We start from the raw sequence: 16,278 nt of genomic DNA on the forward strand, positions 1-16,278 counted from the left end.
TTATTTGCTTTCCAATAAAATAACCGCCATTGCCGCCATGCCTTCTTCACGGCCGGTAAACCCCAGCCGCTCGGAAGTTGTCGCCTTCACATTCACTTGGGTGAGATCCGCCCGGAACAGTGCAGCGATTCTTTCGCGCATCGGTAATATGTAAGGAGCCATTTTCGGTTTCTCGGCAATAACCGTTGCATCCAGGTTGCCTAACGTATACCCTTTTTTCTCCGCCAATGCGTATACTTCTTCCAAAAGATGGGCTGAATCGGCACCGGCATGGACCGGATCCGTGTCCGGAAAATGGCGGCCGATATCCCCTTCGCCAATGGCGCCAAGACAAGCATCTGCAATGGCATGCAACAAAACATCAGCATCGGAATGCCCTTTTAGACCGTATTCATACGGAATGGACACCCCGCCGATTATCAGCGCGCGGTCTTTTGCAAAGGCATGCACATCATAACCTTGACCGATTCTCAAAGCTGATCTTCCTTTCTTTTTTCCAATATCATTTCGGCAATGCCGATATCATACGGCGTTGTTAATTTTATATTTTCCTCATCGCCGGGGACGAGTCGAATTCTTCCCCCTATATGCTCAACAAGGCCGGCATCATCTGTCCCTGTAAAACCATTTTTTTTCGCGGCATCATGTGCTTTTTTTAACAGCTTATAGGAAAATGCCTGCGGGGTTTGAACAGCCCACAACTCCTCGCGTGCTAATGTTTCAGTAACCATTTGCTCACGCGATCCTTTCTTAATGGTATCCGTTACCTTCGTGGCCAATACGGCCCCTTGTGCCTCACCAACCTCAGCCACCAGCCGTTGAATCTCTTCCGGACGGACGAACGGACGGGCACCGTCGTGAACCAGAACGACACTTTCTGCTTTTTTTATTTCCAACAAACCGGCATACACGCTTTCTTGACGTTCCCGGCCGCCGGGCACGATCGCTGCCACTTTGCTTAATCCATGCTTCGAGAATAATTGCTTCATCTCCATAATTTCATCTTTGTTCGCAACAACAATCATTGCCTCGCAGGCTTCGTCCTTTTCAAATAGTTGCAGCGTATGTACGATGAGCGGAACCGATTGGAGCTTTAAAAATTGCTTATTTTCCCCTGCATTCATACGCTTACCCTGTCCGGCTGCCGGTATGATTACCGTATACGCCATTCTTTTTAAGCCCCCTTGTGATAACAATCTTCATGATACAATTGAAAGGGTTTGAAAAGCAAGTTGCACAATGGGCTCTCCTCGCGCGGAATGCATCAAAAAAGAAGCCCCGATCATTAACCTTATAACGATCAGGGCTCTCTCAGCTAAGGATTAAAGCGCTTTTTCAAGCAATTTTGGTTTTGCAAAAATCATCCGGCCTGCACTCGTTTGCAACACACTCGTCACAATGACTTCCAATTGGCTGCCGATATAGCCGCGCCCATCTTCAATGACAATCATCGTGCCATCGTCAAGATAACCAACGCCTTGGCCCTCTTCTTTTCCGTCCTTGATCACTTTCACGGACATTTCTTCCCCGGGCAAAACAACTGGTTTGACCGCGTTAGCAAGGTCGTTAATATTGAGTACGCCTACTCCCTGCAAATCGCATACTTTATTCAAATTAAAATCATTGGTCACCACAACACCATTGGTTTTTTGTGCTAATTTGACGAGCTTGCTATCAACAGCATCTACGTCATCGAAATCAATATCCTCAATCTTCACCTCGATGGAACTTTCCTTCTGGATCTGGTTGAGAATATCAAGGCCCCTTCTGCCGCGATTCCGTTTCAAAGCATCCGAGGAATCCGCAATGTGTTGGAGTTCATCGAGCACAAACTTGGGAATGACAATGGTCCCTTCTAAAAAACGTGTCCGGCAAACATCGGAAATGCGTCCGTCTATGATCACGCTCGTATCAAAAATTTTAAGGGGAACCGACGATTGCTCACTCCCATCTTCATGAATGCCAAGCTGACCATCCCCTTTTTTACGATCCTTATTTACGCCCCTTCCTAAGCCGCTGGCAAGGGCGACAATTTCATCCCGCTTTTGAGATCCAATGCGGAAACCGTAATAACCTAAAATAATCGTCATAAATATAGGCACAACCTGGCTGATCACCGGAATTTGAATTTCTCCCAACGGAAGTCCGATCAAAAAGGCGACGATCAATCCAAACATTAATCCTACGGTGCCAAATAACACATTTGTTATCGGTGCCTTTATAATCGCTTCCTCGACAACACTTAACGCATGTACGATCGGATCAGCCAGCCACAAAGATAAAATAAAGAATAGCAATGCACCGACGCCCCCGCCTATATAATCACTCACCAACCAGGCAGGCAGCTGCACGTTCAATGATGAAATAAGTTCAGACATAAAAATAAAACCAAGAGCTCCGCCAATAACGACAAAAAACACTTGCACCATTCGTTTTAAAATGTCATTCACCTCCCTCTTTTCATTATTGCCAAAAAGACTTCGGTCTAACCCTTTGAATCTTCGATTTTCCTGGTTATCCCCCTCGCAAACCTCACTTCCTTCCAGGAGACACCCCCATATTACCAGTTTACTCCTTACATTTTCATCACAGAAAGGTTAAATATGACGATCGATAAACATTTGCTCTTGCACACGCTCCAATCCCTCCTTTACTAGTTTCGCCCTTGTTTCTCCAATTCCTTCCACTTTCTCCAAATCCGTTAAACTAGCATTGCTTATCGCACCCAAAGTATTGAAATATTCGACAATATTCCCAATGATTACGGATGGGAGTCTCGGAATGCGGTGCAATAACCGGTATCCTCGGGAAGATAATATTCGATCCTGATTTTCAAGAGGTCCCGTATATCCGAGCAATCGCAGAATCATTTCATCATTTAAAGGCTTTTTTTCTGATAAATTTTGTAATTCATGAAATGCTTTGGATGCATCGGTTTCTTCATTTTTCACATAATCTTTCAACAGCAAAAAAGCTTCTCTTTCCACGTTTGTCAAAATCTCGTTAAGTTGCATCGTAATGAGTCTGCCTTCATTTCCAAGCTCATGTACATAAGTAACCAGTTCCCGCTTCACTCGTAAAGCCATCTCCACACGATGGAGAACTTGGGAGACATCTTGATAGGTGACCAGTCTTTCAAACTCCAGGGCACCAAGGTTCGTTATGCTCTGGTCCAATACAGCCTTATATTTTTCCAACGTTTGAATGGCCTGATTGGCTTTCGTTAAAATAACCCCCATGTCCTTGAGCGTATACCGATGATCTCCCTGATACAAAGTAATCACATTACGGCGTTCGGAAATCGCTATGACAAGCTCCCCAGTAGACTTGGCCACACGCTCCGCCGTACGGTGGCGCATACCGGTTTCATTTGAAAGAATCTTGCTGTCCGGCACAAGTTGAACATTGGCATACAGAATGGTATCAACATTTTTACTGAGAATAATAGCCCCATCCATTTTTGCCAATTCATAGAGCTGGGCAGGGGTGTACGCTGCTTCTATTTCAAAACCGCCGTCCACAATTTTTTTCACGTCCCCGCTAAACCCTACAATAATCAGCCCGCCAGTCCTCGCCCGCAACACATTGTCAACCCCTTCTCTAAAGGGGGTTCCCGGTGCAAGAAATGGGAAGACATGATTGATAAAATGCTCACGATCGCGGTCACTCATCGTTCATTTCCCTTCCTATTGCCAAGCTTTCGCCTGTTGATCAAGCATCACATCTAATGCTTCTTCCAATGAACCGACACCTACACATGTTATTTGCTCGGGAACGTTCCAGCCGCCCAAATTTTTTTCGGGAATAATGCAACGTTTAAACCCGAGTTTCGCACTTTCCCTTACCCGTTCCTGAATACGGGCGACCCTGCGGATTTCTCCCGTCAAACCTACTTCCCCAATCGCCACATCGGTTGGGCGTGTCGTTTGGTTGCGGAAACTCGAAGCAATGCTCGTCGCCAATGCCAAATCTACGGCCGGTTCATCTAATTTTACGCCTCCCGCGACATTAATATAAGCATCTTGATTTTGCAAAAGCATCCCTACCCGCCTTTCCAATACCGCCATCAACAAAGACACCCGGTTATGGTCCACACCGGTTGCCGTACGCCTAGGGTTGGCATAGCTCGTCGGTGCAACGAGGGCTTGCATCTCCACTAAAACGGGGCGGGTTCCTTCGAGGGAGGCCACGACCGTTGCGCCTGCAACCCCTTCCGACCGCTCTTCCAAGAAAATTTCCGACGGGTTCAGCACTTCCCGCAAACCTTCTTCATTCATATCAAAAATGCCAATCTCATTTGTAGAACCAAAGCGGTTTTTCACAGCGCGTAAAATTCGAAATGTGTGGTGCCGCTCCCCTTCAAAATAAAGCACCGCATCCACCATATGTTCCAGCATTTTCGGCCCTGCAATCGAACCTTGCTTCGTGACGTGGCCGACCACAAACACCGAAATGCCCCGGGATTTTGCCATGCTCATAAAAACAGATGTCGATTCACGCACTTGGGCGACACTTCCGGGGGCAGAGGAAATATCCGGCGTTTGCATGGTTTGGACCGAATCAATGACCAACACATCGGGTTGCACCATATCCACTGCCTGGGCAATCAATGAAGTGTCCGTTTCCGTGAGCACGTATAAGGCATCCGCTTTGGCTTTCAAACGATCCGCACGCATTTTTGTTTGTTTTACCGATTCCTCACCGGATATATATAGCACGTTTTTGCCATCTTCGGCCAACAGTGTGGAAAGCTGCAAAAGCAGTGTGGACTTGCCAATGCCGGGGTCCCCACCGACCAGAACCAAAGAGCCGGGGACAATTCCCCCGCCTAGAACACGGTTTAATTCCGATAATTTCGTCGTTATTCGCGGATCTGCACGAGTATCTACCTGACTGATTTTTTGCGGGCGATTGCTTCCGGGGGACCGAACCGTGCCACCACCCGAACTTTTTGGTTCATCGACTTCCATCTCTTCGACGAGCGTGTTCCAATTCTGGCACGAAGGACAACGGCCCATCCACTTACGGGATTCATACGTACATTCTTGGCAAACAAACTTGGTCTTTGTTTTCGCCATCATCCTCCCCCTTTCTCCAACGTATGTAGCCACTGCTTGGCTAAATCGTTTCGTGAAAGAAAAGCCGGGAAAAAACCCGGCTTCAATCTATGCTTACGATGTTACTTTAGACTTTAACTCCACTTCAAATTCCCCGTTTTTATAAGCAATAACCGCTGTTTGCCCTTTTTCAATGTTGCCTTTCAACAATTCTTCGGATAAGCGGTCTTCGACTTGTTTCTGCAAAGCACGGCGGAGTGGACGTGCACCGTAATCGGGATCAAAGCCTTCATCGGCGATTTTTTCCATCGCTTCATCGGTAAGCTCAAAGTTAATTTCTTGTTCATTTAACCGTTTTTTGAGCTCATTGGCCATTAAACCGACAATTTCTCTAATGTGTTTCTTCTCAAGGCTGTGAAACACAATCGTTTCATCAATTCGGTTCAAGAACTCAGGTCGAAACGTATTCTTTAGTTCATCGATGACCTTCGTTTTCATATCGGTGTGTTTTTTATCTGTTGTATTTGTGGTAAACCCGACGAATTTGTTATGCAACGAAGCAGCCCCTACGTTGGAGGTCATAATAATGGCCGTGTTTCTAAAGTCCACTTTACGGCCTTTAGAATCCGTAAGGTGGCCGTCTTCCAATACTTGCAGCAAAATATTAAAGACATCTGGGTGCGCTTTTTCAATTTCATCCAATAAAATGACGGAATACGGACGCTGGCGCACTTTTTCCGTAAGCTGGCCGCCTTCATCATAACCGACATAGCCCGGAGGAGACCCTACAAGCCTGCTCGTCGTATACTTTTCCATATACTCCGACATGTCGATCCTGAGCACCGAATCTTCATCCCCGAAAAGCGTTTCCGCAACAGCGCGGGCCAACTCGGTTTTTCCGACACCGGTCGGTCCCAGAAAGATAAAGGAACCAATGGGGCGCTTTGGATCTTTCAGACCCGCGCGAGCACGGCGCACCGCCTTTGAAACTGCATCAACAGCTTCTTCTTGCCCGACGACACGGTTATGCAAGATATCTTCCATGCGCAAGAGACGCTCGGTTTCTTCTTCAGCCAATTTCGTAACAGGAATCCCCGTCCAACTGGCAACGACCTCGGCAATATCATTCATGGTAACTTCGGTGTTTTCCTGGCCTTGTTTTTCTTTCCATTCATTTTTGAGTTCGTCCAGTTCTTCACGAAGGTGTTGTTCACTATCACGAAGGGAAGCAGCTTTTTCAAACTCTTGGCTTTGAACAGCGGCGTCTTTTTCCTTGCGTGTTTCTTCCAACTTTTGTTCTTTTTCCTTCAAATCCGAGGGGCGGTATAAGAACGAAGCCTTACCTTTGAAGCCGCTTCATCGATTAGGTCAATGGCTTTATCCGGGAGGAATCGATCGGAAATATAGCGATCAGACATTCTTACCGCTTCTTCGATCGCCTCATCTGTGATCGTTACCCGATGGTGTGCTTCATATCGATCACGCAAGCCACCCAAGATTTGTGTGGATTCCTCCAATGTAGGTTCATCCACGTGTATAGGCTGAAAACGGCGTTCAAGCGCGGCATCTTTCTCGATATAGCGGCGGTATTCATCAAGCGTCGTTGCACCGATGCATTGCAAATCGCCGCGTGCCAATGACGGTTTTAAGATGTTCGAAGCATCAATGGCCCCTTCAGCACCGCCGGCACCGATTAATGTATGCAACTCATCGATGAACAATATAACGTTTCCGGCTTGACGAATTTCTTCCATAACCTTTTTCAACCGATCTTCAAATTCTCCGCGGTATTTCGTACCGGCAACAACGGTGCCCATATCAAGGGTCATTACCCGTTTGCTGCGTAATGTTTCCGGAACTTCATTTGCAATGATCGATTGCGCCAATCCTTCGGCAACAGAAGTTTTACCGACACCAGGCTCTCCAATTAACACCGGGTTATTCTTCGTCCGTCTGGAAAGGATTTGAATCACACGTTGAATCTCTTTCTCTCTGCCAATGACAGGATCAAGATTTTCTTCCTTGGCAACTGCCGTAAGATCACGGGCCAGGCTATCAAGGGTAGGGGTGTTTACAGTGCCTCCTGCCGCACTTCCACCTTGCTGTCCATTGCCTCCGGAAGATTCATTGCTTCCAAGCAATTGCAACACTTGTTGGCGGGCCTTGTTCAAGCTTACCCCCAAGTTGTTTAACACACGTGCTGCTACGCCTTCACCTTCCCGGATAAGGCCGAGAAGAATGTGCTCGGTGCCTACGTATGAGTGGCCTAATTTGCGCGCTTCGTCCATGGACAGTTCAATGACTTTTTTTGCACGGGGCGTGTAATGAGGTGTTTGTTTTTTCATTGTCCCGTTTGATTCTTGCCCGATAAGGTTCTCTACTTCTTGTTGCACTTGGTCAGGACCCAAGTTTAGGGCTTGCAATGCTTTAGCGGCAATTCCGTCCCCTTCACGAAGCAAGCCTAGCAGGATATGCTCCGTTCCAATATTTGTATGGCCAAGCCGCACAGCTTCTTCTTGGGCAAGCGCGAGTACCTTTTGTGCTCTCTCTGTAAAACGGCCAAACATCATGTTTCGCCACCTCCGTCTTGTATATTTTCAAGCTTTAATCTTTCGCGGATCAACGTTGCGCGACGTTCGTCGCGGCCATCCGCCGTCAATTCCTGTTCTGCAAATTGTTGTAGGAACGCAGGCTGGATCAAAACCATCAACTCATTAAGAATATTACCCTCTATTCCTTGGATTAAATCCAAATCAATTCCCAGCCGAAGCGTGGAAAGGTGATTGCCGGCTTCCTTCGATTCTATGATGCGACTGTTCGCCAAAATACCATAGGACCGATGGACCTGGTCCGCGAGCTGTAATTGATTATGCTTAAGCAACTCCCGGCGGGTGCTTCGCTCTCTTTCAATCAGTTGGAGCACAACGCCGCGCAATTCCTCGATAATATCCTCTTCCGATTTGCCTAACGTCATCTGATTTGAAATTTGAAACAGGTTACCTCTAGCTTCGCTGCCTTCCCCGTAAATTCCTCTAACAACAAGTCCCAACTGACTGACGGCAGGTAAAATTCGATTTAATTGTTGCGTTGATACAAGCGCGGGCAGATGCATCATAACCGACGCGCGCATTCCCGTGCCAACATTTGTCGGGCAACTCGTTAAATAGCCTTTTTTCTCATCAAACGCATAAGTTACATTGCCCTCAATCCAATCATCGAGCTCATCTGCATATTTATAGCCTTCGGATAATTGAAAGCCGGGAGATAAACATTGGATTCTTAAATGATCTTCCTCATTTACCATCATACTGATCGTTTCATCGTTATTCAATACAACGGCACCTTGCAAAGAATCTTCGGCAAGCTGGGGGCTCGTTAAATGCTTTTCCACAAGGACGGTTTTTTCAATGTGAGAAAGCCCATCCATCGACAACCATACCAAGTCTCCGACTTTTTCCTTGCTTGTTTGGGACAATCGTTCATAAACATGTTTGTAGAGCGCCCTCGCTGCCTCTTGGGAGGTGGTAGAAGGAAAGGGGAAATCTTCAAGGTTACGGGCCAGACGAATGCGGGTGCTCATAACAATGTCATCGTCAGGGCCGGGGTTTTTCATCCATGGACTGATCGCATTTGAAATAAATTGCTCCAAAGACATTACTGCCCCTCCTCCTTTTCCCTGGTTTCTTGCAACTCCCGAATTTGATCGCGAACTTCAGCAGCGAGTTCGAATTCTTCCTGATCGATGTGCTCTTGCATTTTTGTTTTTAATGAGGATATTTCCCTTTGTAATATTAACCGGCCACCTTGCCGTTTCGGGATTTTTCCGGTGTGTGTATGGTTCCCCCCATGCACGCGTTTAAGAATCGGGTCGAGCTTGGCACTAAACGCTTGATAGCAATAAGAACAGCCAAAACGGCTCTTATTAATAAAATCTTTGTAAGATAACTTACACTTCGGGCATTGCAAGGTATATTCTTTTTCTTCCCGTTTTGAATAACCTGCGCCGCTCCCGGCGCTTGGGTCTACATTCAATAAACCGGAGAGGAGATCATGAATAGAATAGCTATTTGAGCCCGGGAACTCGTCGCCTTTTTCTTTGGCGCACACTTCGCATAAATGCATTTCTGTTTTTTTCGCATTAACAATCTTCGTGAAATGCAGGGTTGCCTGCCGTTGGTTACATTCCTGACACTGCACGAACCCACTTCCCCTCTATCGTTAAATCTTATACTTTAAACTCGAAAGCATTGCCTTCAAAACATTCGCCCGGATTGTATCGCGGTGAGCAGGAACCGGAAGAGCAATGACCTCCCGTTCAATCGCCGCAAGCATCATATTCCCTTCTCGCTTGCTGATGGCTCCCTCTTCCAATAGCCGAAGAACAACACTTTTCCCCGTCCTTTGATCGATGGACTCTCCGATGTTTTTAATCAATTGATCACATAATTCCTGATGATCTGAATGCCGTACCTTCGTAATCCGAATATAGCCGCCTCCGCCGCGCTTACTTTCCACAACATAGCCTTTTTCAATTGTAAATCTTGTGCGAATCACATAGTTAATTTGCGACGGCACACATTCAAAGTGCTTGGCAAGTTCACTTCTTTTTATCTCAATTAAATCCTGTTCTTCTTTCGTCAAAATCGATTTTATATAATTTTCAATGACATCAGAAATGTTATTCCCCATCATACCCACCCCCTGACCTTAACTATCTTTGACTTTAATATAATACAAATTCAGTGCAGTTTCAAGTCAGCACTTGCCCTACTTTTCATTCCGGTTTTTCAGCTGCTATCTCCAATAACAGGATAGCCTGAAATAAAAACATTCATGCTATAAGAATGAAATTTGGATGCTTTATGGCGAATATTACCAGCGAGGGAAAAAGGAAGAGATATAGGGGAAATAAAAAAAACAGACCGCAATGCCGTCTGTATCATGACTTATATATGGTGGAGCCTAGCGGGATCGAACCGCTGACCTCCTGCGTGCAAAGCAGGCGCTCTCCCGGCTGAGCTAAGGCCCCGTTGTGTTAGACTATTGGATTTAGACGTTAGAAATTAGAATGAGCTTCCCACTTCTAATCTCTAAAAGATGGTGGGCCTGAGTGGACTCGAACCACCGACCTCACGCTTATCAGGCGTGCGCTCTCACCAACTGAGCTACAGGCCCATCTGTTAGTATGTAAGAACGTTAGTTGCCCGCTCAAAACTGAATGAAAAGCCGAAGCGCTTGCCTCCGGCCTCTCGCTCGGAGAGGCCGATGGGCTCCTTAGAAAGGAGGTGATCCATCCCCACCTTCCGGTAGGGATACCTTGTTACGACTTCACCCCAATCACCGGCCCCACCTTCGGCGGCTGGCTCCCAAAGGGTTGCCTCACCGACTTCGGGTGTTGCCGGCTCTCGTGGTGTGACGGGCGGTGTGTACAAGGCCCGGGAACGTATTCACCGCGGCATGCTGATCCGCGATTACTAGCGATTCCAGCTTCATGCAGGCGAGTTGCAGCCTGCAATCCGAACTGAGAACGGCTTTTCTGGGGATTGGCTCCACCTCGCGGCTTCGCGGCCCATTGTACCGTCCATTGTAGCACGTGTGTCGCCCAGGCCATAAGGGGCATGATGATTTGACGTCATCCCCGCCTTCCTCCGGTTTGTCACCGGCAGTCAATGTCGAGTGCCCAACTTAATGCTGGCAACGACATTCAAGGGTTGCGCTCGTTACGGGACTTAACCCAACATCTCACGACACGAGCTGACGACAACCATGCACCACCTGTCACTCTGTCCCAAAAGGGAAAACCTTGTCTCCAAGGCGGCCAGAGGATGTCAAGGCCTGGTAAGGTTCTTCGCGTTGCTTCGAATTAAACCACATGCTCCACCGCTTGTGCGGGCCCCCGTCAATTCCTTTGAGTTTCAACCTTGCGGTCGTACTCCCCAGGCGGAGTGCTTATTGCGTTTGCTTCGGCACTACGGGTATCGAAACCCCTAACACCTAGCACTCAACGTTTACGGCGTGGACTACCAGGGTATCTAATCCTGTTCGCTCCCCACGCTTTCGCACCTCAGCGTCAGTCACAGACCAGAGAGTCGCCTTCGCCACTGGTGTTCCTCCACATCTCTACGCATTTCACCGCTACACGTGGAATTCCACTCTCCTCTTCTGTACTCAAGTGCGGCAGTTTCCAATGCCATTCCGGCGTTGAGCGCCGGCCTTTCACATCAGACTTGCCGTACCGCCTGCGTGCCCTTTACGCCCAATAATTCCGGACAACGCTTGCCCCCTACGTATTACCGCGGCTGCTGGCACGTAGTTAGCCGGGGCTTTCTGGTGAGGTACCGGCAGGCTCCCGGCATTTCCTCCGGAAGCTGTTCTTCCCTCACAACAGAGCTTTACGATCCGAAAACCTTCCTCACTCACGCGGCGTTGCACCGTCAGGCTTTCGCCCATTGCGGATGATTCCCTACTGCTGCCTCCCGCAGGAGTCTGGGCCGTGTCTCAGTCCCAGTGTGGCCGATCACCCTCTCAGGTCGGCAACGCATCGTCGCCTTGGTAGGCTTTTACCCCACCAACGAGCTAATGCGCCGCGGGCCCCTCTTTGAGCGACGGCCCGAAGACCGTCTTTCTCCCCTCTCGCAGGCGCGAAAGAGGACGTATCCGGTATTAGCACCGGTTTCCCGGTGTTATCCCGGCCTCAAAGGCAGGTTGCCCACGTGTTACTCACCCGTCCGCCGCTGGCCTTCCGGAGGTGCAAGCACCTCCGGAGGCCCGCTCGACTTGCATGTATTAGGCACGCCGCCAGCGTTCGTCCTGAGCCAGGATCAAACTCTCCATAAAAAGTTCCGCTTCGCACACGGGGGTGTGCGGCGCACTGACTCGTTGTTTCACTTCATTGCGTTCGCTTGGCTTTTTCATTCAGTTTTCAAAGGGCAAATGATGGTGGAGCCTAGCGGGATCGAACCGCTGACCTCCTGCGTGCAAAGCAGGCGCTCTCCCGGCTGAGCTAAGGCCCCTAATCCTATATCATGGTCGGGAAGACAGGATTTGAACCTGCGACCCCTTGGTCCCAAACCAAGTGCTCTGCCAAGCTGAGCTACTTCCCGTACTAGAAATTAGATGTTAGAGGTTTGAAGTTTTCCTTCGGAGCAAATTCTTTCACTCCAATTTTTAGCCTCTTACTTCCAACCTTAAAAAATGGCGCGCCCGAGAGGAGTCGAACCCCTAACCTTCTGATCCGTAGTCAGACGCTCTGTCCAATTGAGCTACGGGCGCTTATGGAGCGGAAGACGAGATTCGAACTCGCGACCCCCACCTTGGCAAGGTGGTGTTCTACCGCTGAACTACTCCCGCAAACATGGTGAGCCATGGAGGATTCGAACCTCCGACCCTCTGATTAAAAGTCAGATGCTCTGCCAGCTGAGCTAATGGCTCATTATGTTATGTAAAATGGTGCCGGCCAGAGGACTTGAACCCCCAACCTACTGATTACAAGTCAGTTGCTCTGCCAGTTGAGCTAGACCGGCATATGGTGGAGGGTGACGGGCTCGAACCGCCGACCCCCTGCTTGTAAGGCAGATGCTCTCCCAACTGAGCTAACCCTCCACAAATTGCCAGGCGACGTCCTACGCTCACGGGGCGTTTCCGCCCGATTACCATCGGCGCTGAAGAGCTTAACTTCCGTGTTCGGCATGGGAACGGGTGGGGCCTCTTCGCTATCGCCACCTGACGATGGGGAGACATTCTCCCAAAACTGAATAACGCTTAAGCGATCGACACCCGGGTGCCACCCATTCGGGTGGATAAACCGTTGGACCGATTAGTATCTGTCAGCTCCACGTGTCGCCACGCGTCCACCTCAGACCTATCTACCTTATCGTCTTTAAGGGGTCTCTCGGGAAATCTCATCTTGAGGCCGGCTTCGTGCTTAGATGCTTTCAGCACTTATCCGATCCACACGTAGCTACCCAGCCATGCTCCTGGCGGAACAACTGGTACACCAGCGGTGTGTCCATCCCGGTCCTCTCGTACTAAGGACAGCTCCTCTCAAATTTCCTGCGCCCGCGACGGATAGGGACCGAACTGTCTCACGACGTTCTGAACCCAGCTCGCGTACCGCTTTAATGGGCGAACAGCCCAACCCTTGGGACCGACTTCAGCCCCAGGATGCGATGAGCCGACATCGAGGTGCCAAACCTCCCCGTCGATGTGGACTCTTGGGGGAGATTAGCCTGTTATCCCCAGGGTAGCTTTTATCCGTTGAGCGACGGCCCTTCCATGCGGTGCCGCCGGATCACTAAGCCCGACTTTCGTCCCTGCTCGACCTGTCTGTCTCGCAGTCAAGCTCCCTTCTGCCTTTGCACGCTGCGAATGATTTCCAACCATTCTGAGGGAACCTTGGGGCGCCTCCGTTACTGTTTGGGAGGCGACCGCCCCAGTCAAACTGCCCACCAGACACTGTCCCTGAACCGGCTCACGGTTCGAGGTTAGGATGTTCATATCGCAAGGGCAGTATCCCACCGGCGCCTCCTCCGAAGCTGGCGCTCCGGGTTCCTTGGCTCCTGCCTATCCTGTACAAGCGATACGAAAACCCAATATCAAGCTACAGTAAAGCTCCATGGGGTCTTTCCGTCCAGTCGCGGGGGACCTGCATCTTCACAGGTCATATAATTTCACCGGGTCTCTCGTTGAGACAGTGCCCAAGTCGTTGCACCTTTCGTGCGGGTCGGAACTTACCCGACAAGGAATTTCGCTACCTTAGGACCGTTATAGTTACGGCCGCCGTTTACTGGGGCTTCAATTCGGACCTTCGCGCCTAAGCGCTAAGCCCTCCTCTTAACCTTCCAGCACCGGGCAGGTGTCAGCCCCTATACTTCGTCTTTCGACTTCGCAGAGACCTGTGTTTTTGGTAAACAGTCGCTTGGGCCTTGTCACTGCGGCTCCCCGGGGCTATCAACCCCAAGGAGCACCCCTTCTCCCGAAGTTACGGGGTCATTTTGCCGAGTTCCTTAACGAGAGTTCTCCCGCGCGTCTTAGAATTCTCATCCCACCTACCTGTGTCGGTTTGCGGTACGGGCACCGATGCCCTTCCTAGAGGCTTTTCTCGGCAGCGGAGGATCGGGGACTTCGGTACTTCATTTCCCTCGCGGTCACGCCTCAGCCTTCACGTTGGGCGGATTTGCCTGCCCAACAGCCTCGGTCGCTTCGACGCGCTTCTCCATCAGCGCGCTCGCCCTACCTTTCTGCGTCCCCCCTTCGGTCTGACAGCCATCGGTGGTACTGGAATTTCCACCAGTTATCCATCGCCTACGCCTTTCGGCCTCGGCTTAGGTCCCGACTAACCCTGAGCGGACGAGCCTTCCTCAGGAAACCTTAGGTTTTCGACGGAAGGGATTCTCACCCTTCTTTTCGCTACTCATACCGGCATTCTCACTTCGGTGCGCTCCAGCCGTCCTCACGGTCGGCCTTCCCGGCACACCGAACGCTCCCCTACCATGCTAGAGGTGAGAGGTCAGATGTGAGAGGTGTGAGAAATTCAAAACCAACTACTTCCACTTTTGATGAAGAACAGACAGTTGTTTGCCTAGTTGTTCGTATTGATCCCATAGTCTCTCGAAACTATCATTGGACATATAAGCAAAATCCCTTGCGTATTCGAGTAAAACTTGGACCTCATTACATGACCCTAAAGCAATCAATATAAATCGCTTAAAATCAGCCGTAGATTCCTTTTTTCCATATCCCTCGGCCAAATTTAAAGGGATCGATGTGGAAGCTCTTCTTAGCTGTCTTCCTAACTCAAACCTTTCATAATCAGGGAATTGATGAGTCACTTGATGAATATCTTTCCCGAGATTGTATGATAGTTCATATACCCTTAAATCTCGATACGTTTTAATCATCTTTATCTCCTTTTCCCACTTCTCACGTCTCACTTCCCACCTCTAACATCCACGGCTTCGGTGATGGATTTAGCCCCGGTACATTTTCGGCGCAGCGTCACTCGACCAGTGAGCTATTACGCACTCTTTCAATGATGGCTGCTTCTAAGCCAACATCCTGGTTGTCTAAGCAACGCCACATCCTTTCCCACTTAATCCATACTTGGGGACCTTAGCCGGTGGTCCGGGCTGTTTCCCTCTTGACGACGGATCTTAGCACTCGCCGTCTGACTCCCGGAAACCAAGTCGCTGGCATTCGGAGTTTGACTGAACTCGGTAATCCTGTGGGGACCCCTCATCCAATCCGTGCTCTACCTCCAGGACTCTTCCTCCGAGGCTAGCCCTAAAGCTATTTCGGGGAGAACCAGCTATCTCCGTGTTCGATTGGCATTTCACCCCTACCCACCCCTCATCCCCGTAATTTTCAACTTACGTGGGTTCGGGCCTCCAGTCGGTGTTACCCGACCTTCACCCTGGACATGGGTAGATCACACGGTTTCGGGTCGACGTCGACGTACTTCGCGCCCACTTCAGACTCGCTTTCGCTGCGGCTCCGTCTCTTCAACTTAACCTCGCACGCCATCGTCACTCGCCGGTTCATTCTACAAAAGGCACGCCATCACCCATGAACGGGCTCTGACCACCTGTAGGCACACGGTTTCAGGTTCTCTTTCACTCCCCTCCCGGGGTGCTTTTCACCTTTCCCTCACGGTACTGGTTCACTATCGGTCACTAGGTCGTATTTAGCCTTGGGAGATGGGCCTCCCTGCTTCCGACGGGGTTTCTCGTGTCCCGCCGTACTCAGGATCCACGCCGGAGAGGGCAGCGTTTCGCGTACAGGGCTCTTACCTGCTATGGCGGACCGTTCCAAGCCGCTTCCGCTACGCCGCCCCTTTGTCACTCCGTATGGCGTGTCCTTCAACCCCGGACGGCAAGCCGTCCGGTTTGGGCTCGCTTCCGTTTCGCTCGCCGCTACTCAGGAAATCGCGTTTGCTTTCTCTTCCTCCGGCTACTAAGATGTTTCAGTTCGCCGGGTCTGCCTTCATCTGCTTAATTAGTTGGGCAGATGATCTTCTCCCATGACGGAGAAGGGGTTCCCCCATTCGGACATCTCCGGATCCAAGCATACTTACAGCTCCCCGAAGCATATCGGTGTTCGTCCCGTCCTTCATCGGCGCCTAGTGCCAAGGCATCCACCGTGCGCCCTTCCTTGTTTAACCACATGCAGGAATGGGGCTTTTCTAAGAAACACGTTCGTGTCTCTTCGTGACACCCGGTGTGTG

8 protein-coding genes, 9 tRNA genes, 3 rRNA genes and 1 pseudogene are annotated in these 16,278 nt (G+C 49.8%); all 21 read right to left on the minus strand.

The genetic code is table 11. The annotated features are described in order from the left end of the window. The gene (ispF, locus tag EPH95_RS10285; RefSeq protein WP_142089711.1) at positions 1-474 is read right to left on the minus strand and encodes a 2-C-methyl-D-erythritol 2,4-cyclodiphosphate synthase; all 474 of its coding nucleotides are present in this window, start codon (positions 472-474) and stop codon (positions 1-3) included. Further along, positions 471-1,169 carry a 2-C-methyl-D-erythritol 4-phosphate cytidylyltransferase gene (ispD, locus tag EPH95_RS10290; protein WP_142089714.1) on the minus strand — a complete coding sequence of 233 codons (699 nt, stop codon included), beginning with the start codon at positions 1,167-1,169 and terminating at the stop codon, positions 471-473. Before ispD ends, ispF begins: the two co-directional genes overlap by 4 nt. Positions 1,170-1,322: 153 nt before the next feature. Beyond that, positions 1,323-2,441: a PIN/TRAM domain-containing protein gene (locus tag EPH95_RS10295; protein WP_142091579.1), complete on the minus strand. Its 1,119-nt coding sequence runs from the start codon at positions 2,439-2,441 to the stop codon at positions 1,323-1,325. 156 nt (positions 2,442-2,597) lie between these two features. Then, a complete protein-coding gene (gene disA, locus EPH95_RS10300; protein ID WP_142089716.1) occupies positions 2,598-3,671 on the minus strand; it encodes a DNA integrity scanning diadenylate cyclase DisA in 1,074 nt (357 codons plus the stop codon). Positions 3,672-3,686: 15 nt separating this feature from the next. After that, positions 3,687-5,078, minus strand: coding sequence for a DNA repair protein RadA (radA, locus tag EPH95_RS10305; protein WP_142089718.1), 1,392 nt, complete (start codon positions 5,076-5,078; stop codon positions 3,687-3,689). Positions 5,079-5,171: 93 nt separating this feature from the next. Further along, positions 5,172-7,627: pseudogene (locus tag EPH95_RS10310) on the minus strand (ATP-dependent Clp protease ATP-binding subunit). Then, entirely contained in the window at positions 7,624-8,712 is a 1,089-nt protein-coding gene (locus tag EPH95_RS10315) for a protein-arginine kinase McsB (protein ID WP_142089721.1), read from the minus strand. Before EPH95_RS10315 ends, EPH95_RS10310 begins: the two are co-directional and overlap by 4 nt. Then, a complete protein-coding gene (locus tag EPH95_RS10320) occupies positions 8,712-9,254 on the minus strand; it encodes a protein-arginine kinase activator protein McsA (protein ID WP_142089723.1) in 543 nt (180 codons plus the stop codon). Before EPH95_RS10320 ends, EPH95_RS10315 begins: the two co-directional genes overlap by 1 nt. Positions 9,255-9,275: 21 nt before the next feature. After that, complete coding sequence (locus EPH95_RS10325; protein ID WP_319592776.1) at positions 9,276-9,749, minus strand: CtsR family transcriptional regulator; 474 nt, start codon at positions 9,747-9,749, stop codon at positions 9,276-9,278. Positions 9,750-10,010: 261 nt separating this feature from the next. Beyond that, a tRNA-Ala gene (locus EPH95_RS10330) sits at positions 10,011-10,086 on the minus strand. Positions 10,087-10,155: 69 nt separating this feature from the next. Continuing rightward, positions 10,156-10,232: transfer RNA gene (locus tag EPH95_RS10335), tRNA-Ile, on the minus strand. Positions 10,233-10,335: 103 nt separating this feature from the next. Next, positions 10,336-11,894: ribosomal RNA gene (locus EPH95_RS10340) — 16S ribosomal RNA — on the minus strand. Between the two features lie 100 nt (positions 11,895-11,994). Next, positions 11,995-12,070: transfer RNA gene (locus EPH95_RS10345), tRNA-Ala, on the minus strand. Positions 12,071-12,083: 13 nt separating this feature from the next. Beyond that, a tRNA-Pro gene (locus EPH95_RS10350) sits at positions 12,084-12,160 on the minus strand. A 92-nt stretch (positions 12,161-12,252) separates the two neighbouring features. Next, positions 12,253-12,329: transfer RNA gene (locus tag EPH95_RS10355), tRNA-Arg, on the minus strand. A gap of 3 nt (positions 12,330-12,332) precedes the next feature. Beyond that, positions 12,333-12,407, minus strand: a tRNA-Gly gene (locus tag EPH95_RS10360). Positions 12,408-12,412: 5 nt separating this feature from the next. Then, positions 12,413-12,488: transfer RNA gene (locus EPH95_RS10365), tRNA-Lys, on the minus strand. 16 nt (positions 12,489-12,504) lie between these two features. Beyond that, a tRNA-Thr gene (locus tag EPH95_RS10370) sits at positions 12,505-12,580 on the minus strand. A gap of 3 nt (positions 12,581-12,583) precedes the next feature. Then, positions 12,584-12,659, minus strand: a tRNA-Val gene (locus tag EPH95_RS10375). A 7-nt stretch (positions 12,660-12,666) separates the two neighbouring features. Further along, positions 12,667-12,783: ribosomal RNA gene (gene rrf, locus EPH95_RS10380) — 5S ribosomal RNA — on the minus strand. Between the two features lie 69 nt (positions 12,784-12,852). Continuing rightward, positions 12,853-16,215: ribosomal RNA gene (locus tag EPH95_RS10385) — 23S ribosomal RNA — on the minus strand. Between the last annotated feature and the right edge of the window lie 63 nt (positions 16,216-16,278).

This window comes from Salicibibacter halophilus, from assembly GCF_006740705.1.
Taxonomy (GTDB): domain Bacteria; phylum Bacillota; class Bacilli; order Bacillales; family Marinococcaceae; genus Salicibibacter; species Salicibibacter halophilus.